The sequence below is a fragment of the Serratia plymuthica genome (assembly GCF_018336935.1).
In the GTDB taxonomy this organism is placed as follows: Bacteria; Pseudomonadota; Gammaproteobacteria; order Enterobacterales; family Enterobacteriaceae; genus Serratia; species Serratia plymuthica_B.
This window is the reverse complement of the sequence record NZ_CP068771.1, coordinates 2,178,676-2,199,701: the sequence shown is the minus strand read 5'-3', so window position 1 is coordinate 2,199,701 and position 21,026 is coordinate 2,178,676. Positions and strand designations below refer to the sequence as shown.

The window sequence follows — 21,026 nt, the reverse complement described above, 5'->3', positions numbered from 1 at the left end:
TTCCCGGTCACAATGTCTGGAAATCAGTGAGTTATTGCCATACCTAAATGTGCAACCAACCATCAATCAGCGTGCAGCTCTGTCCACCAATCCATGGCTCATCATGAATAAAACGAACGCTAACCCGGCCTTCTCGCTGAAGTTGGGTCCCTTGTCGAACCTGATACTCCAGTGCCGTCGAGCCACCGTCGGGGAAGTTATTGGCCTTCAACAGACGGGCCAGGCACGCATTAGCGCTGCCGGTCACGGGATCCTCAACCAACTGTCCCCCTTCAACCAGAAGCGCTCTCATTTCGTAATCAGCCGGATCACCGGATGAATAGGCAGCATAAATCACCACGCCATCAACATGACAGGCAATTTGCAGCTTTTTAATCATGGCTTGATCCGGCGTCGCCCTCAGGCAGGATTGAACGTTTGGCATACGCACCATAAGCCAGCGAATACCCATGTCGGCAATCACCGGCATGGTATCTGTTTCAATAACCGCCTGCTGAAAAGCGGCCTTTAGCAGGTCCCTTTCTCCGACCGTCAGCGATCGAAACGTTGCCGCCGGTGCGGCAAACGCCAGGGTTCCGTCAGCCAAGATATTGACCGCAACCAGACCAACCCCGCATTCTTGCATAACTACCCCCGGCTGTTTGGTCACCAATCCGGCCTCCAATAAGGCATGGGCCGTCCCCAATGTCGGATGTCCGGCAAAGGGCAACTCTTTATCGGGGGTAAAGATGCGCACCTGATAATCTGCAACCGGATTCGTCGGTTTGAAGACAAACGTCGTTTCCGAAAGGTTGGTCCAGCGAGCCAATGAAAGCATCTGCATTTCATTCAACCCTTCCGCCTCCAGGATCACCGCCAAGGGATTCCCCTGCAATGGCGAGGTGGTAAATACATCTACCTGTTTGTAGGCGCGTGGTATCACATTATCTCTTTTGAGCATTGGCCATAATCCGTTATATATAAGGCTTGATGATAGCTCTGTTAAATACCTTACATCAATTTATCAATCTGCCGCTATTTGAAGGGGCCACATGGCAGCCGTTACTGTTCCTTCCCCGCTAACCCTTGACGGAAGGCTCATCGACCTGCTGCGGTAACCAACACGCCAGTAGACAGGCGGCACGATTATCCATACCTAATGACAAAATGGTCGTGCTCCAAACGACAGGCCACGTCGTCTGCATCAGTCGCCAGACAGAGCTCAACGTCTGCGGCAAACCCGCGTTCAATCAACTCCCGCGCTGAGCTGCACTGGCGCAATGCCGTCGCAGGCAACGCCTGGAAGCTTGCTGCCGCCGCCAGTGCTTCCGGCGACGGGTTTCTTTCCGGCAGTTGCGCAATGACCCCGCCAGCAACCAGCCAGTCCTCAAGTGCCGGCCGCAGGCTGCCGTCCGGCCATTTTTCACCGCTGGGGACCACCAATATGTTTCGATACGCCGCACAGGCAGCGGCTGTCGCTTTAAGGTTGCGCAGACAAGCGCAGAATACCGCCGCCCCTGAATCACGCGCTTTAAAGGCCAACGAAGAACCATTGGGGGACGGGAGCACCAGCTTGGTCTGCGCGGGGATATTGACCAGCGAGAGCGGCGAAAGAGAATACCCTGCGCCATCGAAACGCCGGGTGTTGCTAGCCGTTACCGCGCCTAACTTGCTTGCATAATCCTTGGCCGAGTCATCTTTCCATATATAGGGATAGACGCTGGCTCCCCGTTTGGTCGCCACGCTGACACAGGTTGAAAACGACATCACATCGACAATGACGACGCAATCAACGTCACCCGCCATGTGCTCGATGGCGTTGGCTCCCCACTCAAGACGAATATCGAATGGAAGTTGCGAAAAATAGCCCATCTGCGGCTCCAAAACGAAAAAGATTTCGTGACGCTGAGCATCTCGACACTCTATGAAGGTTACCGGTGGTACCTCAGTAAGCTGTCCATTCCTCTGTAACGACCTAAACCGCCAGTGGAAAGCTCAACGACAAGGGCGAGATTAAACAGCGTCATCACGCGCTCCCCTGAGAAACTCGGGAAGCTAATCACCCACAACCCCGCTCTGCGGTTACAGCAGCAACCAGTGTGACATTATTGAAACACACGACCTGATTAAAGTGACACAATTTTTACCAATGCCGCGTTCAGTTCATCCCCCTAGTTCGAGTTATATACTCTGACATGGCGCCGTTTTTTGGTATTTTATAATTTCCGAAGCTAATTGGTTAGATTATTGATTGTTCCACATATAACATAATTTATTATTGATTGATTTTAGTAAGAATTGGCAATTAATAGGAGATTTCAGTATTTTTGATAGACACCATTGCATTTTTGCATTCCCGTGCCAAAATAAATCTAGAAAGCTGTTCTTATAACACCTACAGAAAATAAAAAAACATCAACCTTTACTGGTGGAAAGATTTTATTTATTAGTTTATGAAAAAAAACTCATCACCATTTGATTTTAATCCTACTTTTTGCCTTGCTTGGTTAAATAAAAATCAAGCAAGAAACACCATACAATACAAAGCGTGTTAATAATTACCACAGCAATGGAACGTTTTTTTGAAAGGCTGATTTCACCATGCGCTGTGAATATAAAAATAATTAAACAACCAAAATTCACGAAATTATTTTTTCATTGATGATTCATTTACTCTCTTTAACCATCACCTTATGAGAATAATTTATGGAAAATTTACGCATTGAAACATTAATAAATAATTACAACAAAGCACTTAGTCAACCAAAAAAGTAAGAAAAATCAAACCACTTAATCGTCAACCCTAAAAAGGACTCTCTTTTTTCCACATCGATGCTTAGTTGAGGAATATATACCGCCGTATAGAATCAATATCCATAAACTTCATAAATATGACATGACAGAGATGCCACTTCGCGTCTCGCCGCTACTTAAAACCTATCATAGTGGTTCACTGACACTGTGATCGATAAGACGGAGGCACTATGGTCCCTAGTAATGTTCTCACAATTCTGGTGCTTGGTGGTGTAGCTGGAATGGTTGGTCAAGGTATACGGGCCGTAATAGGTCTGAAAAAAGCAGGCTATCTGCAACTTGAAACGATGGATAACGCAAAGGTATTCAATGCTAGCTATTTAATACTCACACTGATGATTGGCTTTATTGCAGGCGTAATATCCATAATAATTGCTGGATTAGATAATTTTGTTAATAACATCGAGACTGACAAACTGTTAGCAATAGTCGCAGCGGGTTATTCAGGCGTAGATCTTATCGAAGGAAGTTTTAACTCCATCATTAAACGTGCCGTAATCCCCTCAACCGATATCCCTCAACCGCCAGAACCAGCCCTCACCGCAGATCTTGCTACTCATAGAGAGTTCAATTTATCCTTCGTTCCCGTGGCTATTGATCCCTTAGCTCACGCGCTGCAAGTTGTAAGTGAAAAAAGACTCAACTCTGACATCTGGGTTCCTGCACTTAATGAAGCGTTCACGAAATTCAGTTTCAATACCAACAAACAGAAAGCAGCGGCGATTGGGCAGTTTATGGTTGAAGCAGGAGAAGATTTCCATGAGTTGACAGAGAGATTGAACTACACACTTCCTGGCCTGATGAAGACTTTCGGTTCCCACTTCAAAGATGAGACGGAGGCGAAACTGTTTCTGGGCGATGAGGTAAAACTTGCAAACCGCGTCTACGCCGACCGTAACGGCAATGGACCGGAATCCTCCGGTGATGGTTATCGCTACCGCGGGCGCGGGTTAATCCAACTTACCGGTAAGACCGAGTATCAGCAGTTTGCTAAAGCACTAAACAAACCGATCGAAGAGGTTTTAGCTTGGTGTGAAAGCCCCAGAGGTGCGGCTATTTCTGGCTGTTGGTATCTTTCCACCAAGGGCTGTCTACCATTGGCCGATCGTTGGGAGCTGGAACATCTAACTGAGCTTGTTAATGGTCATGTCGAAGTCGACCTAGCTCGGCGCATAAAGCTCTCGGGAGCAATATTAGAAGCATTGAATAGTGGACTGCCCCCACAACCGTAGACATTTCCGTAGACATTTCATGTCCCTCACGACGAGGCCTTCTCGAAGGCCTCTGGACTGACGCCGCCAAGGTGGCTGTGGCGGCTAGCCCGGTTATAGAAGACTTCAATGTAATCGAAGATATCGGCGCGGGCCAGATCGCGAGTTTTATAGATCCGTTTTCTGATGCGCTCTTTTTTCAGCGAACTGAAGAACGACGCTGCTACGGCATTGACGCTCCTATGTCAAAAGCTGACGATTAGCATGTGCAAGATCCGATAAAATCAGTGGGTAGAGTTCACGGACGATATAGCGTTTTAGACATCTCAGGATCGTCTACCGGGCTGGGATCAGTCCATCAGTCCAACTCTGGTTCGGGATTGTCTATTGCAACCGGATCAGTCGGTTTGAAAACAAACGTCGTTTCGGAAAGTTTGGTCCAGCGAGCCAATGAAAGCATCTGCATTTCATTCACCCCCTCAGCCTCCAGGATCACCGCCAAGGGATTCCCCTGCAATGATTCACCTCTCCCAAATAGCCCCTAACAGCTAACGCTCTCACTGGTTTTCCAACACCTTTAACGCATCAGAAACGGATTCATAGCGACCTTTCAATGCGTTGCATTGGAAATCGTTTTCTTTACCTTTGGCACAAGTCATCATTATCTGTGCAGATAGCGTTAACAGACGCGAATTCAGCGCATTAATTTTGCCAGGCTTAGGATCATTCACCCCCTCATCCAACGCTAGCCGCAACCCTTCCATAAATGAACAAGAGTTATGGAAACTAATAAAATCACTCAAAGCATTATCGATGCCATAGTCATTTATTGATTCGTTTTTTAAACGATTTGCCATTGCAGTGACTTTTTCGGCCCTGATCGACATGATTTTTTTATCTACTGCCGGGACAATCATTTGTTTGTAAACCACTTCGTTAACCAATGATCTTTCAGCGTTAGAGAATAGCGCAAGCGCCGAGAAAACAGATTTCGTTGTGGTGGGAGTTGCAACGGTAGCAATACCGGCGAATAAATTGGTAAAACTGCCTGCGCTCACATTAAATAATGCATCATTGCCATAAATGGTTTTACGGTGCTGTAGGCAAGCCTGCTCAGAGCCAATAACTAACGCATAAATCGCTTCATTTCTTTTATAACGACAACTGTCATCGACACTGTCGCCAAAACAACGCTTCGGGATAAGCTCCGGGATGTTCACGACTTTCCCTTGGTCATTCTCATAGCTGCCCTCGCCAATCAAAATGTTCCTTAACTCTACGTAGTTCCCTACTGTAGAGCCGTCAACGGGTAAAGCGGCATAGTCATTATATAAATTTTTTTTAGAATTTAATCCGCAACCTACAACGCTAAAAGATAACAAAACCCAGGCCCCGCGCAGCACAAATTTATTTAGCTTAATCATGTGTTTTCCTTATGTATCAGATTCACGGGACCTGCGCATAAGCAGCAAGTATCAACGCCGAAGTTTACTCTGACGGCCTCAACACACACTGTTCTCTCGGGTATGGTCGCCCATTTACTTATATAGATGAAAAAGAAATTCACTTATTGAACAAAAATAAAAATAAAATAAAAAACCAAAAAAAAAGTCAACGCTAGCATTAAACCCCCATCTCTCCTGACTTTCATTCGTTAAAATCTTACGCATTCTCACACCAGCACACTATTAATTACCGTGATAAGCATTATGGCGTAAACAGTCAAGCATGAAACGGTCAAATAAAAAGCGCAGCCATCATTTTTATTTAATGGCGGCAATTGACATTTACTCACTGCTGGCTATTTTTATCAGCATAGATCATTTTATTCTCTCGCCATTTTTCTTCAAAAAAGACGAGTAACACATGCATATAATTAATACCGAATGAAAACCCATACTGAGTGATAATATCCAGGGGTTTTATTATGCCTATATCTCTAGTTAGTCATGTAACGGATCAAGACTCCGCGCTCCGACTATGGGCAGGCTTAGCAGGCTTCTCTGCCGATGAGCAACTTGTCTGGAGGATCAACGGTAACATCAGCACTCCCATAACGATCCGACAATATCATTGGCCTATTCACACCGGGCTACACTTTCAATCGCTGGTTGTTGAATTTCACAACCTTCCGACTGACCGTATTCATACGGTAGAACTCCAGGCGGGGGATGAAAGAACGCTTCGCAACTTCCGCACGCGAATCAATGGGGTTCCCGCCAAAGATGGGCAAACATTTAACCTATTGTTGCTGTCCTGTTTTGATAACAACATGGACAAAGGCGGGAAATCCGCCAAAATCCTGTCGCAGCTGGTCCCCAAACCTGACTGGACCATTTTGGCTGGCGATCAGGTTTACCTTGATTTGCCGCCTTTATTGAATTTTGTCGACGATACCCCTTGGCTGGAAAATCAATTCTATAAGACCTACTACAAAAACTGGTTTAACGGCAGCAGCAATACCAATCCTCAAAATGAACCTGTCGGCTATCCTAGCGTGTTGACACTCGCGCCTGTCGCTATGCTGCCGGATGATCATGAGTTCTGGAATAATGCGCCGGCATTAAGCCCCTGGATCGGCAATACCTTCACTGCGCAAGGGAGAAAACGGTGGTGGGACGCCGCCGCCAAAGCCTACGAGGCATTTCAACTTTCCGCCCTCTCATTGGGCTCTGCATGCAAATTGCAACAATCTCCACTTTCCATTTTGATGCTGGACACCCGAACCCAGCGTAATGCAGGCGGCATCTTCGATAATACCACAGACAACGCCGGCGATTTACTCGGCCATTCCGGACAACAACAAGCTCTGGAGGAATGGGCAACTGAACTGGTAGAAAGTGCCAACACCGCCACTCCTCAGTACGGCGTTCTGGTTACGGGCCAATCATTGTTCAGAGAACCGGCAGGCTTTTTCGAAGGGAAAACGACAGATTATGAACTGGCTAATTATTCATATGACTATGAATTTATCCTCCAACAGATTGAACGGGTATCTGCAGCCGGTTTGCCGGTGCTCTGCCTGACGGGGGATGTGCATTGGGGGCGGGTGTCGTGCGCTCAACACGTCAACAATAGCTACGGAAAAATTTATGAATTTATCTCCTCGCCAACGTCGCTATGCCAATACGGCAACAAAAGAGATATGGCTAATGTCTTGCTTAATCATTCACTGGGAGTGCTTCGCGATCTGCAATTGACCCGGGATTACCCGCTTCCAGAGCCACCGCCAGCCAGGTTCGGCACCCGCGGTTTGTACACAACGACGACCATCAATAACTTCGCACTACAGAATAATAAGCCTTTACAAGGAGATATGGGGATGATGTTGAGCTTTAGCACGGTGGGCAGAGGGTTGGATGTGATAGTTACCTATATCCCCTTCCCCGACACTATCCCGCAGAAACTGCAGCAGCGCAGCATGACGTTATCGCTGCGTCCTATCGTATAAAATGAGGACAGCCCAATGAGTATTAGCATCATGCGTTCCCAGGCAACTCAATCCAGCAATTTTATTAAAAATATCAAGCGCAAATCTAACGAACAAAATATCTCTTGGCTAAAACAGGCAGTTACCTCCTGCGTAATTGAGAATGTTGAAAACCCCGGATTAATTTTACTTGCTGGTGGCAACGATCCCGTTTCATTTCGGTTGCGGGTGGCACAAGCGCATTTACGAAGTGACTTTCTGCCGAGTGCGTGGTCCGTTGCGCTATTTATTCAGGACATAGACCCAATCAACCTGGGAGAAAGCACCACGCTGGGTATCGATCTTACGCCAAAAGAGTGGTATCCGGACCACGGCTATGCACCGGCATCGAATGCCATTCAGGTGGGTAAACTGTCCCGGTTTGCAGATAAATCGCGCTATCCGAACTTGGCACTGTTGGCGATCCCGGTTCCAAGCAAAGATATCGCCGAAAAAATCAGGCAGCTATACAAGGAACGTTTTATGCTGGATCTCTCCGCATTGTTGATCCGCTGGTTGCAATATAGTTGGGGCATAGGCACGGCGGCTAACCCTTTGCACGAAGGATATGGTTTTCCTTCCGCCGCCATGCTCAATATGGCATTTTCAGCCAACAGTTTTGATCTGTCGCCGGGTATGGGCGGCACTATCAGTAGCCCGGAATCCATCTGGCAAGCGGCACGCTACTGGCACGAATACTATGAGAGTGATGTTTCCCACACACCTATTTTCGGAGCTTATGTCATGTCGCACAGTTTGGTTCCAGACCGTTATTATCCCTCTCACCACACTGGCAACTAGCCCCTATCGATTAAGGCTGTCCATATTGCATGCATCCTTTTAGCCAGGGGGCATGGCGCAATGGACCAATCGAACAGGAGACGTTGTTAGAAAGATGATGAACGGCGCTAACGAGGTGATAATGCAAAGCCAAACGTCAACGCCGGCAACTTTGCTATCATCATAGACACAAAAGATGTTTCCGCCCGGCCACGAAAGCGACAATGAGGAAACTGATGTCCCGCCTTTTCTCCTTAATCCCACGGCGCATTGCCCTGACAGGAGCCGTTATGAGCCTATTGTTGTGCGGCAATACCTTCGCCAGTTCGTTGCCGTTGCTCGCCCCCTCCGCGCTGAAAGGGCACTGGCAGTTGACCGACACCGAAGGCAAGCTCGCCGCCTGCGACGTTGAGCTGAGCGATGAGCGGATCGAAAGCACCAACGCCTACCGTTTCACCGCCTCATCGCAGTGCCTGCAACCGCTGGCGCTCACCGAGCTGCCGGTGGCCTGGCGCCCGACGCCGGACGGTATGACGTTGACCAACGCCGAAGGCAGCAGGGTGGCGTTTCTGGCGCTGACCGCCCCCAAACGCTACCAGGTTACACACCGCGACGGTAAACCCCGCTTTGTGCTGACGCCGCGCTGATTAGGCGACCAGCAGCCCGAGCAGAGCACCGCCCGCCAGTACCCACAGCGGGTGAATGCGTTTGTTCATGCTCAGTAGCGTGGCCAGCGCGATGATCGCCGCCAACGGCCAGCTCGGCGCAGAGGCTTCGGCGATCAGGACCCCGCTGGCCGCCACCAAACCCACGGTGACCGGCACCAAACCGGTCTGCACGATGCGCCGCCAGGGTTTGTCCTTGAAGCGCCGCCAGGCCCCCATCACCAGTAAAGTCACGATCGATGACGGGCCGAACTTGGCGACGGAGGAAACCAGCAGCCCCGCCCAGCCGGCCACGTGCCAGCCAATCAGCGGCACGATCATCATATTCGGTCCCGGCGCGGCCTGCGCCATGGCGAACAGCGCGCTGAACTCCTGCGCGCTCATCCATTGATGAACCTCCACCACCTGGCGCTGCATTTCCGGCAGGATGGTCATGCCGCCGCCGAACGCCAGCAACGAAAGCTCGGTAAAAATAATCGCCAGCGAGATCAATACGCCCATCATGAGGGCTTCCTCCACCACAGCAACAGAATGCTCAGCGGTGCCAGCACCAGCATGGTCGGCAACAACGGCAGGCGCAGCCAGGCGATGGCGATCAGGCACAGCGCGACAATCCCCAGCGCCAGCCATTTACCGCGCAGCGGCAACAGCATTTTTATCCCGGTGGACAGCAGCAAGCCGGCCGCCGCAGCCGCCAGCCCGGCAAACACGTGCTGCACATGCGCATCGTTCTGGAAGCGGGCGTAAACCATCCCCAACCCGACCACAATCGCCGTCGGCGCGCTGATCAACCCCAACAACGCGCAACAAGCGCCGCGCAGGCCGCGGAACTCCATCCCCACCGCGACCGAAAGGTTGATCACGTTGCCCCCCGGCAGAAACTGGCACAGCCCGAGCAGCTCGGTAAACTGTTCGCCGCTCAGCCAGCGCCGATCCTCCACCAGCATATTGCGCGCCAGCGGCAGCACGCCGCCAAACCCTATCAGCCCCAGCATCAGAAAGCCCCAAAACAGCTCCCCATTGCCCGGCGGTGCCGCCAGCCGGGTATTTTTTACCGCATCCGATTCAGACATTGGTCGTTCCACATCGCTTATTTTGATGGCTGGTATGATGCGCGCCGCCATGCCATGATGTCTAATGCATTTCTGAGTCAACAAGGATACCTTTTAGGTATGTCTATGATCGAACTCCGCCGCCTGCGAGCCTTCGTTGCGGTAGTTGAAGAAGGCAATATTACCCGCGCCGCCGAACGGCTGTTTATTCAGCAGCCGCCGTTGACCCGCCTGCTGCAAGGGCTGGAGGATGAGCTGGGGGTAACACTGTTGCAGCGTCTGCCGCGTGGCGTGCGCGCCACCGAGGCAGGCAACGTGCTGTTTAACGAGGCGCGTGCGCTGTTGGCCCGAGCCGAACTGTTGACCGAAGCGGTGCATCGCGCGGCACGCGGTGAACAGGGGCATATCGCCATCGGCTTCACCAGTTCCGCCGCGCTGCACCCGTTCGTGCCCAACCTGTTGCGCCGCTATCGCGAGATCCTGCCGGGCATCACCACCCAACTGGAAGAAGCCGGCAGCGGCGAACTGCTGGATGCGCTGGTGGATGAACGGCTCGACGTGGCTTTTGTGCGCTCGCCGGCCAGCGGCATTCCGGGCCTGACCATTGAGCCGGTGCTGCGCGAACCTATGCTGGTCGCCCTGCCGGTCGGCCACCCGCGGGCAGTCGACGGCGAGCAGCCGTTGCCGCTGCTGTCGTTGGCTAACGAAGCTTTTATTCTCTACCGCCGCCCTGCGGGCCAGGGATTGTACGATGCCATTTTAGCCGCCTGCCATCGCGCCGGGTTCAGCCCGCGCGTCATTCAGGAAGCCCCGCGCCTGCCCGCGACGCTCAGTCTGGTGGGGGCCGGTCTGGGGCTGTCGATCGTGCCGGCCTCGATGCGGCGGTTGGGCGGCGACGGTATCGTCTACCGGGCCATCAGCGACGAAGCCCAGCTCAGTGCCCCGCTGTACCTGGCGCTGCGCAGCAACCGCACCTCCCCCCTCATCCAGCGCTTCCGTGCGCTGGTGGAAGACGCGGTGAGCGCACAGCATTCCGGCTAGTCCTGCGGGTCGGCGATACGCGTCAGGTGGATCACCAGATACAGCAGTTCATCGTTCGACATCTCCATCTCCAGCAGATTCTTCACATAGTCGCGGATCAGCAGCGCGCCGCGATAAGCATTCGGGTACTCCCTGGTCACCTGGGCAAAGATAAAGTCGTCTTTCGACGCCATCTGTTGCCCTTCGACCATCCGCTGAATAAAAAACTGCATATGCACCAGAAAACGCGCGTAGTTGAGCGAATCCGTATCGATATTGATGCGAAAGTGGTACTTGATGATATTGAAAATGTCTTTCAGCATCTTCACCGACAGCAGGGTATGTTCCATGTTCTGCACGTCGGTCTGACCGTTAACCAGATGGAACGCGATATTCCCCGCCTCTTCTTCCGGCAGAGTGATGTTAAGCCGCTGATTGATATGCGCCAGCGCCTGCGCCGCCACCGCGAACTCCTGCGGATAGAAGCGCTTCACCTCGAACAACAGCCGGTTTTGGATCGCGATGCCCTTGTGGTAGCGCTCGATGGCAAAACTGATGTGGTCCGTCAGGGTGAAGAAAATCTGCTCGTTAATGCGGCCATTGAGCTGCCGGTTGGCCTCGGCGAGGATCATCTGCACAATCTCCAGGTGCTCCTCCGGCGTGTTTTCCATCAGCCGCAGGTAATCACGGCCCTTTTGGCTGTTTTGCACCACATACACTTTCTCAATAGTGGCCGGGTCGAGAACGTCACCCACTTTGCTGTTAAAGCCAATACCCTTGCCCATGACGATAGCTTCGTTGTTATCGCTGTCTGTTGATAGCACCAGGCTATTGTTGAGTACCTTAATGACTTTCATCGTCGCGGCCATCACCCTTTATTTTTATTAGCGTTGCCGGCCATGAGTGGCAATCAGCCGTTGATACCAGTCAAAACTGCGCTTTTTGATGCGGCGCAGATCTTTCAGATCCTGCTCGCCCCGATTTACATAGATAAATCCGTAACGCTTGGCGTAGCCCTGATGGGTGCTGACCACATCTATCGCCGCCCACGGGCAATACCCCATCAGTTCAACGCCGTCGTTGATCGCCAATTGCATCTGTTCAACGTGCCGGCGCATAAACTCAATGCGGTAGTCATCATTAATTGTACCCTCGTCCTGTAACTCATCCGGTGCGCCGATGCCGTTTTCAGTGATTAATATCGGCAAATGGTAGCGTTCGTAGGTTTTGCGCAGCGTCAGGCGCAACCCGACCGGATCTATCACCCAACCGTAACGGGTTTTGCCAACGAACGGGTTCTCCGCCGCGCGGTACACCCCCGGTTCCCCCAGCATGATTTGCTGATCGCCGGCGCGGGCGCTGATGTCCGAGGCATCACCCCGGCTGGCGGCGATGGTGGCGGTGGAATAGTAGTTTATCGCCACGTAATCCGGTTTGCCTCGCAGCAACAACGCCGCATCGCCCGGTTCCATTTGCGGTGCCAGGCCGCGATCCTGCAAATATCGCCAGGCCAGCGCGTTATAGCGCCCCTGCACCGCCACGTCGAGGAAACTCCAGCAGCGCAGCGTTTCCCAGTTGTGCGCGGCGATGGCGTCCAGCGGGTGGCAGGTTTCCTGATACATCGAGGTGGTGTTAATCGCCGGGCCGATTTTGCCGGTTGGGCAGCGTTGATGGCATAACGCCATCACCCTGGCCTGCGCCACCAGCATGTGGTGGCTTTGCTGATACAGCACCTGTTTGGACGGCAACTCACCGCCCTTCGGCATGCCAATCGCGCCCGGATGCAGGATCATAGTGTTCTGTTCATTGATGGTCAGCCAATATTTTATCCGATCGCCAAAGGCGTCAAACAGCACCGCCGCATACTCGACAAACGCGTCGATAGTGGCGCGGTTGGACCAGCCGCCCTGCTGTTCGAGCACGTAAGGCAAATCGAAGTGATAAAGCGTCACCACAGGTTCAATGCCGTGACGCTGCAGTTCATCGATCAGTTGCCGATAGAACGCCAGCCCGGCGGCGTTAACCTCACCGGTGCCGTTGGGCAGCACCCGCGTCCAGGCAACGGAAAAGCGATAGGCCTTCAGCCCCAGCTCGGCGAACAGTTTCACGTCCTCGCGGAAACGGTGATAGTGATCGCTGGCCACCTTGAAATCGGCGGTATCTTCAGGATGATCGAGCATGTCTACAATCGACGGGCTTTTACCGTCTTCATCCCAGGCTCCCTCCACCTGATAGGCGGAGGTAGAAGCCCCCCACAGAAAATCTGCGGGGAAATCGTCCAGGCGTTGATAAATCATGCCGGCTCCTTGGGGGTATTGAGGGTGATGATCGCCTCGCCAAAGCCCACGCTACCCGGTTGACGGCAGCTCAACTGCGGGAAAGCTTCGCTGTTGATTACCAATACCGGCGTAGTGATGTCGTAACCCAACCCGGTAATCGCCGCAATATCAAAACGCACCAGTTCGTCCCCCACCTTGACCCGATCGCCAATCTGCAAATCAGATGCAAAATGCCGGCCAGCCAGATTGACGGTGTCGATGCCGATATGCACCAGCAGTTCGACGCCGTTATCACCCTTGATGCCCACCGCGTGCATCGACGGCAGGAAAGTCGCCACCTCGCCGTCCAGCGGCGCACGCAACACCCCTTCCTGCGGCCTTATCGCCACCCCCTGTCCCAATAATCCCTGTGAGAACACGTCGTCGTTAACCTGCTCCAGCGCCACCAGTTGGCCGGACAGCGGGCTGAAAACCTGCTGCTCATCACCGCCGATGGGAGCCACCGCCGGTGCGGCCGCTTGCTCCTGCTCTTCAACCGGATCCTCAAAGCCGAGGATCCAGGTCAGCGCGAAGGTCACCACGATGGCAATGGCACAGGTGATCAGCGCATGGACGATATTCATCGGATTTTCACCGATAAATGCCGGCAACGCCGCCAATCCCGGAGAGACAAAGGCATAGCGCACCAACCCGCTCAGCCCGGCATAGATACCGGCGCAGCCGCCGCCGATCATCGCCGCAATCAGCGGTTTGCGCAGCTTCAGCGTCACGCCATACAGCGAAGGCTCGGTGATCCCCAGCAGCGCAGTGAAACCGGCGGAAGACGCCAGCTGGCGCAGATTTTTGTTTTTGGTGCGGAAAGCCACGCACAGCGTCGCCGCGCCCTGCGCGATATTGGACGCCAGCATGCCCGGCCCGTTAATCATTTCGAAACCGTTTTTGCTCAACTGGCCGGTGGCGATAGGTGTCATCGCCCAGGCAGTGCCGGTGATCACCAGGAAGGGTTGCAGCCCGCCCATCAGCATCGGGATCAGCCAACTGGCCTTGCCGTCGATGATGGCCGCGCCTGCGGCGACCAGATCGTTAAGGAAAATACCGAACGGCCCGACCACCACCAACGCCAGCGGCGCCGTAACCAACAGGATAATCATCGGCTTGGTGAAAAACTTGATCATCGTCGGCGACACTTTCTCCGCAAAACGCTCGATATAGGACATCAGCCACACGGTGAATATAATCGGCAACACCGAACCGGCATAGTCCGCCAGGCGCACCGGAATGCCGATAAAATCAATCGCGGTGCCCGCCGCCAGCATCTGCGCCAAATTGGGGTGCAGCAAGGCGCCGGCGATGGTCATCGCCAGTATCGGGTTGCATTCAAACTTGATCGAGGCGCCGTAAGCCAGCAATACCGGCAGGAAGAAAAAGGCCGCATCGGCGATGGTGTCCAGCAGATGGTACGTCGGGCTGGCGGCGTCTATCACGCCGGTCAGTTTGAGGATCGCCAGCAGCGCCTTGATCATCCCCGCCCCGGTGATCGCCGGGATCACCGGAGTGAAGGTGGTGGAGATGACGCTGATGATCTGCGAAAACACCCCGCCCCTGGCCTGCTGTTTCTTCTCGCTCTGTCGGCCACCGAGATCGCCAATCTCTTTTTGCAACGTGCGGAAGGTTTGTTGCACGTTATTGCCGACCACGATCTGAAACTGGCCGCCGCGCTCCACCACGCTTATCACCCCCGGCAAGGCCTCAATGGCTTTCGCCTGCACCTTGCCGTCATCGTTAAACTCCATGCGCAGGCGCGTGGCGCAGTGCGTCAGTTTGCTGACGTTAGCTTTACCGCCTACCCGCGCCAATATTTCCAGGCCCAACTGTTTGTAATCCATCGTTTTTCCCCGGTAAAAAAACAAAAAAAAAGACCAAAACGAAAATGCGCCTCATCATGATGAGAGGTGCATTCCTATTTTGGTCTTGCCTGCCTGAGCAGTAACACGCCTTAATAAAAATGTCTGGCGATCACGAAGATCGCGACGGAAGTATCGCCATAGTTGCGATTTTTCAGCAACTGCCTTCGTCAAACTTTGCGAGCAACATCACTCTTTGCCGAAAATGCACTGCAATGTCACCTGATGCCCCATTTTAGCGCAGCGGGGATTCATTAACCGAGTAAAATAACACTGACAATAGAATAAACCCGCCATTAAATTAAATTTATTTATCTTTTGTTTAATTAAAAAATAAACCCAATTAATACCGGATGATGATTATTCAAAAAATAACTCATAAATTACCACCACTCTTAATTGGTAACACAAAGAAATGCAATATTCTCTGCGCGGTCAATTTCAGCCACTATAATTCAACCGTAGTCAAACATGACAAACTCGGCAATAAAAGCCTGCGCCCAATAAAAACAGATAAACTCTGCCCAGGGTCCGGCAGGATATTTATATGGAGAAAACTATATGTTATCGCGTCGTGATATATTAAAAGCCTCCGCAGTAAGCGCGGCGGCAGCCAGCGTCATGGGGAGTATGATAAAGTCCGCCAGCGCAGACGACCACCGTAATATTACCCCACCCAGCACTTTCCAACCCACCGCCGATGCGCAAAACGTTTATAAATATGTCTTTACCCACAGTAAAAAACGCAGCTTGCCCAATGGCTGGGCCAGAGAGGCCACCGTCGAGCAATTCCCAGTTTCCGAGGGCGTAGCCGGGGTGGACATGACGCTGGAACCGGGCGGTGTACGTGAATTGCACTGGCATGCCATTGCCGCGGAGTGGGCATTTATGCTGGAAGGGCATGCCCGTATTACCCTCATTGACCCTGACGGTAAATGTGAGGTGGCGGATTTCGGCCCAGGTGACGTTTGGTATTTTCCCAAAGGCTACGGACATTCGATTCAGGCGCTGGCAGACGGCGCACATTTTATCCTGACATTTGACAATGGTCACTTTTCCGAATTCGGCACGTTCAGCATTACCGACTGGGTGGCGCACATGCCCAAAGAAGTATTGGAAAAAAGTGTTAATATGCCGGCAGCGGTGTTTTCCAAAGCCAAACAGGGTGAGGCCTATATTGTCGGGGGCGCAGTTCCACCCGCCCTGCCGCTGCTCACCCAGGACGGTGGTTTGAATAATGCCCCGCTGACCCACCGTTATGAATTAATGAAACAGAAACCTTTTTTCGAAAATGATGCCGGCAGCGTACACCTGGTGTCATCGAAAGAGTTTCCTGTATCCACGACCATGACGGGAATTATTGAAATCGTTAAGCCTGGAGCCGTAAGAGAATTGCATTGGCACCCCAATGCCAATGAGTGGCAATACTATATTTCCGGAAAAGGTCGCATGACGGTATTCAGTTCGCACGGTCATGCGCAGACCGCAGAATACGCACCAACCGATGTCGGCTATGTACCTCAAGGGTTTGGTCATTACATTGAGAATATAGGTGATGAGGATCTGAAGGTGTTAATCGTACTGGATAACGGTATTTATCAGGATATCTCACTGTCTGACTGGCTGGCAAAGACCCCAGCCTATCTGCTGGCGGATAACTTCAATAACCAGATTGCCGACTGGCAGGATCGCCCCAAGGATAAACTGGTCATGTCCCGACGCAGACGTTAATCGGTGGCGAGGGGGCGTTCCCCCTCGCCGACCGTTACTGTTTGCGTTGTTCCGCGACCTGTTTCGCCGTGACCTTGCCTTGCTTCTCGCCAAACTGGCCGACCACATAGTTGGCCACCGCCGCCACTTCTTCGTCCGAATATTGGGCGCCGAAGTCCGGCATCACCTCATGCTGCTCCCCGATGCTGATGCGGGTGCCTTTGAGGATCGCCTGCACCACGCTGCGGCCCTGCGGATCGTTCACCGCCGTGCTGCCGACCAACGAAGCGTATTTACTTTGCCGGCCAACGCCGTTCCACTGGTGACAGCCGCTGCAATCGCCGGCAAACAATCTGCGGCCCAACGAATCCTCTTGCCCGCCCGGCAGCACCGCACTGGAGGACAACGCGCCCTTCGGTTGCAGGTTCACCGCACTGGCACTGTCGCCGGCGATAGGTTCTATGTTGCGCAGGTATTTCACCAACGCCTGATTATCCTCCGGCGTCAGATACTGCAGGCTGTTTTCCACCGCCTCCGCCATTGGGCCGGCGGCACTGCTGCGGCCCTCCGCGTGGCCGGTCGCCAGATACTGCGACAGTTGCTGCTCGCTCCAGCCGCCGATGCCGGTCTGCGCATCCGGGGTGATGTTGGCGGCGAACCAGCCCTGGACCACCTCACCGCTGAGGTTCTTGCTCTGATTCACGCCAAAGGCCAGGTTGCGCGGCGTGTGGCATTCGCTGCAGTGCCCCAGCGCGGTCGCCAGGTAGGCGCCGCGGTTCCACTGTTCATCCTGGTTGAGATTCGGTTCGAAGCGTTTTTCATGGAAGAACGCCAGATTCCAGAATTTCATGCCCCAGCGTTGGTTGAACGGGAACGGCAGATCGTTTTGCGGGTTGGCCTGTTTCACCGGCGGCAGGCTGAACAGATAAGCCTTGATCGCCAGCACGTCGTCACGGCTCAACGCGGTGTAAGAGGTGTAAGGCATCGCCGGATACAGGTTACCCTCCGGACCGACGCCCTCACGCACCGCACGCACAAACTGCTCGTCGCTCCAGTCGCCAATACCGGTCTCTTTATCTGCGGTAATATTGGTGCCGTAAATAGTGCCGAACGGCAGTTTAAACGCGAAACCCCCGGCGAAAGGCTTGCCACCCGGCGCGGTGTGGCAAGCCACGCAGTCGGCGGCGCGCGCCAGATATTCACCGCGCGCCAGTTTATCGGTAATGCCGGCCGGCGCGCCGGCGATGGGCGCGGCAGGCTCCGGCCCAACCGGCCGCAGCAGGGTATACAGCGCATAGCCACCGGCTATCACTACTACCGCGACAATCAGCCATAACAGCCATCTCAGGGCGTTGCTCATGAGTTTCTCCCTTAATCCAGCGCCTTGGCGGCCTGGTGGATGGCGGCGCGAATGCGCACGTAAGTAGCGCAGCGGCAAACGTTGCCGCCCATCGCCGCGTCAATATCCGCATCGCTCGGATTTTTGCTCTGGGCCAGCAGCGCGCTGGCGCTCATGATCTGGCCGGACTGACAGTAGCCGCACTGCACCACGTCCAGATTGACCCAAGCGTCCTGCACCGCTTTACCCGCCGGCGTTTCGCCGATGGCCTCGATGGTGGTGATTTTCTTGCCGACCGCCGCCGAAACCGGCGTCATGCAGGAACGTACCGGCACGCCGTCCAGATGAACGGTACAGGCGCCGCACATGGCAATGCCGCAGCCAAACTTGGTGCCGGTCAGCCCGGCTTCATCGCGCAAAAACCACAGCAGCGGCATATGGGTATCGCCATCAAACGTCAGCGATTGGTCGTTCACGGTTAAAGTAATCATGATGTTCTCCTTGATCAGGCGCTGGCGTCGCTGTGGGGACGGTGTAAGGGCAGGCTAAGCGAGGTTCGGGGCCGCCCGAGCAGCGCCAGCGCATTGCCGACCGCCGGGCCGATGGTCGGCACGCCCAGTTCGCCCACGCCGGTAGGCTTCTCGGTTGAAGGCACGATGATCACCTCGATTTCCGGCATTTCATCAATCCGCAGCGGGCGGAAATTGTTGAAGTTAGATTGTTCGACCATACCGTCTTTTAAAGTGATATTGCCGTACAACGCGATGCTCAGGCCGTAGCCGATACCGCCCTCAATCTGCGCGCGGATCACGTCGGGATTCACCGCCACACCGCAATCCACCGCGCACCACACCTTGTGTACGCGCGGAATGCCGCCTTCGCCGATAGACACTTCGGCAATCTGCGCCACCCGGGTGTCAAACGCCTTGGCGACGCCAACGCCGCGCGCCCGGCCATCCACCACCTTCGCGCCCTGCCAGTTGGCGGCTTTCGCCACCGCTCGCAACACTCCGGCTTCGCGTGGCGCATCCCCCATCAGCGCCAGCCGCCCTTCCACCGGATCCTGCCCGGTTTCCTGCAGCAACTGATCGATAAAGCTTTCCACCGCATGGCCGGTATGGGTGCTGGCCACCGATCTGAGCGAGGAGGTCGGCACCTTGCCCGGTACGATATGGGCATCGCAACGGAAACTTTCGAAGGTATAAGGCAGCTCGCTGGCGCCTTCGATCATCATCTGATCGACGCCGTTGACCACCAACGCCGTCATGGCGCTGTTGAGCGTCCAGGAGTGGCCGACGACGGTGTCGGTCCAGCCCACCACCTTGCCGCCCCGGATCGCCCCGCGCAGCCGGTGCAAGATCATCGGGCGATACCAGCCGTTGCGGATGTCGTCCTCACGCGTCCACACCACCTTCACGCCATGACCGGGCCCGATAGCCTTGGCGGCAGCGGCCATATCCGCCGCCAGATCCGGCCCCAGAGTCGGGTTGCCCAGATCGATGCGTCGGCCGAAGCTGCCCCCCGCCAGAATGGTTTCGATGTGCACTTTTTCCGGCGGTAGCTGGAACAGATCGCACAGCTGTTTATGGTCGAGAGTTTGGATCTGGCAGCCGTAACGCGCCTTGACGCTTTCGCCGTCCCAGAACAGATAGCCGTCGAGGGGTTCCATCGGCGCATGGGCCACGTAGGGGAAGGTATATTCCGCCTCGATCACCTTGTCGGCCTTGTCGAAAACCTCATCCGGCTTGCCGCGGCTGGTCGCCACCGCGCCGGTTTTTTGCGCCACCTGGCGGAATTCGGCAAAAATTTGCTCGGTATTGCGCCTTTCAGCCTGGGAGTCGTCCCACTCTACCTGCAATTTTTCACGGCCCTGGATTGCCGCCCAGGTATTTTTGGCGTAGACCGCGACGCCGGTGTCGATCTGCTTCACATCCACCACGCCCGGCACCTGCAGCGCCCGGCCGGCGTCAAACGACGCCACTTTGCCGCCAAAGCGCGGCGGTTTTTTTATGGTGACGGTCAACATGTCCGGCTCATGAATGTCCTGCGTGAACTGCGCGCTGCCGTTGGTCTTCGCCAGCGAATCCACGCGGTGCAGGCCGCTCACTTTGCCGATCAGGGTAAAATTGGCCGGGTCCTTCAACGTCAATCCTGCGGGATCCGGCGGCGGCAGTTTAGCGGCCAATGCGGCGAACTCGCCGAAGCCCGCTTCGCGGCCGCTGGCGGCATGACTGATTTTGCCTGCCTGTACGGTGATCTCCTGCGCTGAGGTTTTCCAGCTTTGAGCGGCGGCCTGAACCAGCAACGCCCGCGCCATGGCGCCCATGCGCCGCATTTGGTCATAGGCGTTGGCCACGGAACTGGAGCCGCCGGTACCCTGGAAACCGAATGACAGGTTTTTGTAGACGCTGGTGTCCACCGGGGCGGCGACTACCCGCACCTGCGCCCAGTCTGCGTCCAGCTCCTCTGCGACCAGCGTCGCCATGCCGGTATAGACGCCCTGGCCCACTTCGGTGTGTTTGCTGATGACGGTGACGATGCCGTCTTCGCCGATCTGTACGAAGGCGTTGGCTTCAAAAGCGTTGCTTTCTGGCGCCGTGGCGGGAGAGGTGCGTGCCAGTGCGCCGGTAGACGGCAGATAGGCGCCAATCACCAGCGCGCCTGCGCCGACGATAAACCGCCGCCGCGTAAGCGGAACTTGCGATATTGTCATTGCTCATAGCTCCAAAATGTCGCTCAGGATGATTCCCTGCGATGAGATCGTTTTTTTTATGTGAAATGTCGGCTGCGTCCCTGGAGGGATG

The 21,026-nt window shown here is 54.2% G+C and carries 17 protein-coding genes and 2 pseudogenes; 6 read left to right on the top strand and 13 right to left on the bottom strand.

Features of this window, described 5'->3' with window-relative positions; genetic code table 11:
- Nucleotides 1-43: 43 nt before the first annotated feature.
- Together JK621_RS10465 and JK621_RS10460 are read right to left on the bottom strand one after the other, a co-directional pair.
- Complete coding sequence (locus JK621_RS10465) at nucleotides 44-940, bottom strand: PhzF family phenazine biosynthesis protein (protein ID WP_212559727.1); 897 nt, start codon at nucleotides 938-940, stop codon at nucleotides 44-46.
- 185 nt (nucleotides 941-1,125) lie between these two features.
- Nucleotides 1,126-1,851, bottom strand: a complete 726-nt coding sequence (locus JK621_RS10460) for a 2-phosphosulfolactate phosphatase (RefSeq protein ID WP_212559726.1) — start codon at nucleotides 1,849-1,851, stop codon at nucleotides 1,126-1,128.
- Between the two features lie 1,112 nt (nucleotides 1,852-2,963).
- Here JK621_RS10460 and JK621_RS10455 point away from each other — a divergent pair.
- Nucleotides 2,964-4,025, top strand: a complete 1,062-nt coding sequence (locus tag JK621_RS10455) for a glycoside hydrolase family 19 protein (protein ID WP_212559725.1) — start codon at nucleotides 2,964-2,966, stop codon at nucleotides 4,023-4,025.
- A 26-nt stretch (nucleotides 4,026-4,051) separates the two neighbouring features.
- Here the strand turns inward: JK621_RS10455 and JK621_RS10450 are convergent.
- The 3 genes and pseudogenes from JK621_RS10450 to JK621_RS10440 form a co-directional block, all read right to left on the bottom strand.
- Nucleotides 4,052-4,237 (bottom strand): annotated as a pseudogene (locus JK621_RS10450) (IS3 family transposase); the annotation flags it as partial.
- A 131-nt stretch (nucleotides 4,238-4,368) separates the two neighbouring features.
- Nucleotides 4,369-4,521 (bottom strand): annotated as a pseudogene (locus tag JK621_RS10445) (PhzF family phenazine biosynthesis protein); the annotation flags it as partial.
- Nucleotides 4,522-4,561: 40 nt separating this feature from the next.
- The gene (locus JK621_RS10440) at nucleotides 4,562-5,428 is read right to left on the bottom strand and encodes a hypothetical protein (protein WP_212559724.1); all 867 of its coding nucleotides are present in this window, start codon (nucleotides 5,426-5,428) and stop codon (nucleotides 4,562-4,564) included.
- A 503-nt stretch (nucleotides 5,429-5,931) separates the two neighbouring features.
- Here JK621_RS10440 and JK621_RS10435 point away from each other — a divergent pair.
- The 3 genes from JK621_RS10435 (at nucleotide 5,932) to JK621_RS10425 (ending at nucleotide 8,900) form a co-directional block, all read left to right on the top strand.
- Nucleotides 5,932-7,455 (top strand): hypothetical protein, encoded by a 1,524-nt coding sequence (locus JK621_RS10435; RefSeq protein ID WP_212559723.1) that lies wholly within the window; start codon nucleotides 5,932-5,934, stop codon nucleotides 7,453-7,455.
- 15 nt (nucleotides 7,456-7,470) lie between these two features.
- On the top strand, nucleotides 7,471-8,274 hold the full coding sequence (locus JK621_RS10430) for a hypothetical protein (protein WP_212559722.1): 804 nt from the start codon (nucleotides 7,471-7,473) through the stop codon (nucleotides 8,272-8,274).
- A 269-nt stretch (nucleotides 8,275-8,543) separates the two neighbouring features.
- On the top strand, nucleotides 8,544-8,900 hold the full coding sequence (locus JK621_RS10425) for a protease inhibitor Inh/omp19 family protein (protein ID WP_212559721.1): 357 nt from the start codon (nucleotides 8,544-8,546) through the stop codon (nucleotides 8,898-8,900).
- On the opposite strand, the gene JK621_RS10420 is transcribed toward JK621_RS10425, so the two are convergent.
- Together JK621_RS10420 and JK621_RS10415 are read right to left on the bottom strand one after the other, a co-directional pair.
- The gene (locus JK621_RS10420) at nucleotides 8,901-9,422 is read right to left on the bottom strand and encodes a chromate transporter (protein ID WP_013812811.1); all 522 of its coding nucleotides are present in this window, start codon (nucleotides 9,420-9,422) and stop codon (nucleotides 8,901-8,903) included.
- Entirely contained in the window at nucleotides 9,419-9,991 is a 573-nt protein-coding gene (locus JK621_RS10415; protein WP_212559720.1) for a chromate transporter, read from the bottom strand. The genes JK621_RS10420 and JK621_RS10415 overlap by 4 nt, the downstream gene beginning before the upstream one ends.
- A 99-nt stretch (nucleotides 9,992-10,090) precedes the next feature.
- On the opposite strand from JK621_RS10415, the gene JK621_RS10410 reads away from it, so the two are divergent.
- Nucleotides 10,091-11,011 (top strand): LysR family transcriptional regulator, encoded by a 921-nt coding sequence (locus JK621_RS10410; RefSeq protein WP_212559719.1) that lies wholly within the window; start codon nucleotides 10,091-10,093, stop codon nucleotides 11,009-11,011.
- Here the strand turns inward: JK621_RS10410 and licT are convergent.
- The 3 genes from licT to JK621_RS10395 are packed head-to-tail and all read right to left on the bottom strand — an operon-like array spanning nucleotide 11,008 to nucleotide 15,155.
- Nucleotides 11,008-11,847: a BglG family transcription antiterminator LicT gene (gene licT, locus JK621_RS10405; protein ID WP_212559718.1), complete on the bottom strand. Its 840-nt coding sequence runs from the start codon at nucleotides 11,845-11,847 to the stop codon at nucleotides 11,008-11,010. The two genes, JK621_RS10410 and licT, sit on opposite strands and share 4 nt — an antisense overlap.
- A gap of 27 nt (nucleotides 11,848-11,874) precedes the next feature.
- Nucleotides 11,875-13,287: a glycoside hydrolase family 1 protein gene (locus JK621_RS10400; RefSeq protein ID WP_212559717.1), complete on the bottom strand. Its 1,413-nt coding sequence runs from the start codon at nucleotides 13,285-13,287 to the stop codon at nucleotides 11,875-11,877.
- Nucleotides 13,284-15,155 carry a beta-glucoside-specific PTS transporter subunit IIABC gene (locus tag JK621_RS10395; RefSeq protein ID WP_212559716.1) on the bottom strand — a complete coding sequence of 624 codons (1,872 nt, stop codon included), beginning with the start codon at nucleotides 15,153-15,155 and terminating at the stop codon, nucleotides 13,284-13,286. The genes JK621_RS10400 and JK621_RS10395 overlap by 4 nt, the downstream gene beginning before the upstream one ends.
- 579 nt (nucleotides 15,156-15,734) lie before the next feature.
- Between JK621_RS10395 and JK621_RS10390 the strand changes: the two genes are divergently transcribed.
- The gene (locus JK621_RS10390; RefSeq protein ID WP_212559715.1) at nucleotides 15,735-16,904 is read left to right on the top strand and encodes a cupin domain-containing protein; all 1,170 of its coding nucleotides are present in this window, start codon (nucleotides 15,735-15,737) and stop codon (nucleotides 16,902-16,904) included.
- Between the two features lie 34 nt (nucleotides 16,905-16,938).
- Here JK621_RS10390 and JK621_RS10385 read toward each other — a convergent pair whose 3' ends face one another.
- The 3 genes from JK621_RS10385 to JK621_RS10375 are packed head-to-tail and all read right to left on the bottom strand — an operon-like array spanning nucleotide 16,939 to nucleotide 20,935.
- Entirely contained in the window at nucleotides 16,939-18,243 is a 1,305-nt protein-coding gene (locus tag JK621_RS10385; protein WP_212559714.1) for a c-type cytochrome, read from the bottom strand.
- Nucleotides 18,244-18,254: 11 nt separating this feature from the next.
- A complete protein-coding gene (locus JK621_RS10380; RefSeq protein WP_126482551.1) occupies nucleotides 18,255-18,713 on the bottom strand; it encodes a (2Fe-2S)-binding protein in 459 nt (152 codons plus the stop codon).
- 14 nt (nucleotides 18,714-18,727) lie between these two features.
- Entirely contained in the window at nucleotides 18,728-20,935 is a 2,208-nt protein-coding gene (locus JK621_RS10375; RefSeq protein WP_212559713.1) for a xanthine dehydrogenase family protein molybdopterin-binding subunit, read from the bottom strand.
- Nucleotides 20,936-21,026: the final 91 nt, after the last annotated feature.

What these genes read in the sequence shown, in the direction of transcription:
- JK621_RS10465 (WP_212559727.1), bottom strand. Translation starts at nt 940, where the DNA reads ATGCTCAAAAGAGATAATGTGATACCACGCGCCTACAAACAGGTAGAT.
- JK621_RS10460 (WP_212559726.1), bottom strand. Translation starts at nt 1,851, where the DNA reads ATGGGCTATTTTTCGCAACTTCCATTCGATATTCGTCTTGAGTGGGGA.
- JK621_RS10455 (WP_212559725.1), top strand. Translation starts at nt 2,964, where the DNA reads ATGGTCCCTAGTAATGTTCTCACAATTCTGGTGCTTGGTGGTGTAGCT.
- JK621_RS10440 (WP_212559724.1), bottom strand. Translation starts at nt 5,428, where the DNA reads ATGATTAAGCTAAATAAATTTGTGCTGCGCGGGGCCTGGGTTTTGTTA.
- JK621_RS10435 (WP_212559723.1), top strand. Translation starts at nt 5,932, where the DNA reads ATGCCTATATCTCTAGTTAGTCATGTAACGGATCAAGACTCCGCGCTC.
- JK621_RS10430 (WP_212559722.1), top strand. Translation starts at nt 7,471, where the DNA reads ATGAGTATTAGCATCATGCGTTCCCAGGCAACTCAATCCAGCAATTTT.
- JK621_RS10425 (WP_212559721.1), top strand. Translation starts at nt 8,544, where the DNA reads ATGAGCCTATTGTTGTGCGGCAATACCTTCGCCAGTTCGTTGCCGTTG.
- JK621_RS10420 (WP_013812811.1), bottom strand. Translation starts at nt 9,422, where the DNA reads ATGATGGGCGTATTGATCTCGCTGGCGATTATTTTTACCGAGCTTTCG.
- JK621_RS10415 (WP_212559720.1), bottom strand. Translation starts at nt 9,991, where the DNA reads ATGTCTGAATCGGATGCGGTAAAAAATACCCGGCTGGCGGCACCGCCG.
- JK621_RS10410 (WP_212559719.1), top strand. Translation starts at nt 10,091, where the DNA reads ATGTCTATGATCGAACTCCGCCGCCTGCGAGCCTTCGTTGCGGTAGTT.
- licT (WP_212559718.1), bottom strand. Translation starts at nt 11,847, where the DNA reads ATGAAAGTCATTAAGGTACTCAACAATAGCCTGGTGCTATCAACAGAC.
- JK621_RS10400 (WP_212559717.1), bottom strand. Translation starts at nt 13,287, where the DNA reads ATGATTTATCAACGCCTGGACGATTTCCCCGCAGATTTTCTGTGGGGG.
- JK621_RS10395 (WP_212559716.1), bottom strand. Translation starts at nt 15,155, where the DNA reads ATGGATTACAAACAGTTGGGCCTGGAAATATTGGCGCGGGTAGGCGGT.
- JK621_RS10390 (WP_212559715.1), top strand. Translation starts at nt 15,735, where the DNA reads ATGTTATCGCGTCGTGATATATTAAAAGCCTCCGCAGTAAGCGCGGCG.
- JK621_RS10385 (WP_212559714.1), bottom strand. Translation starts at nt 18,243, where the DNA reads ATGAGCAACGCCCTGAGATGGCTGTTATGGCTGATTGTCGCGGTAGTA.
- JK621_RS10380 (WP_126482551.1), bottom strand. Translation starts at nt 18,713, where the DNA reads ATGATTACTTTAACCGTGAACGACCAATCGCTGACGTTTGATGGCGAT.
- JK621_RS10375 (WP_212559713.1), bottom strand. Translation starts at nt 20,935, where the DNA reads ATGACAATATCGCAAGTTCCGCTTACGCGGCGGCGGTTTATCGTCGGC.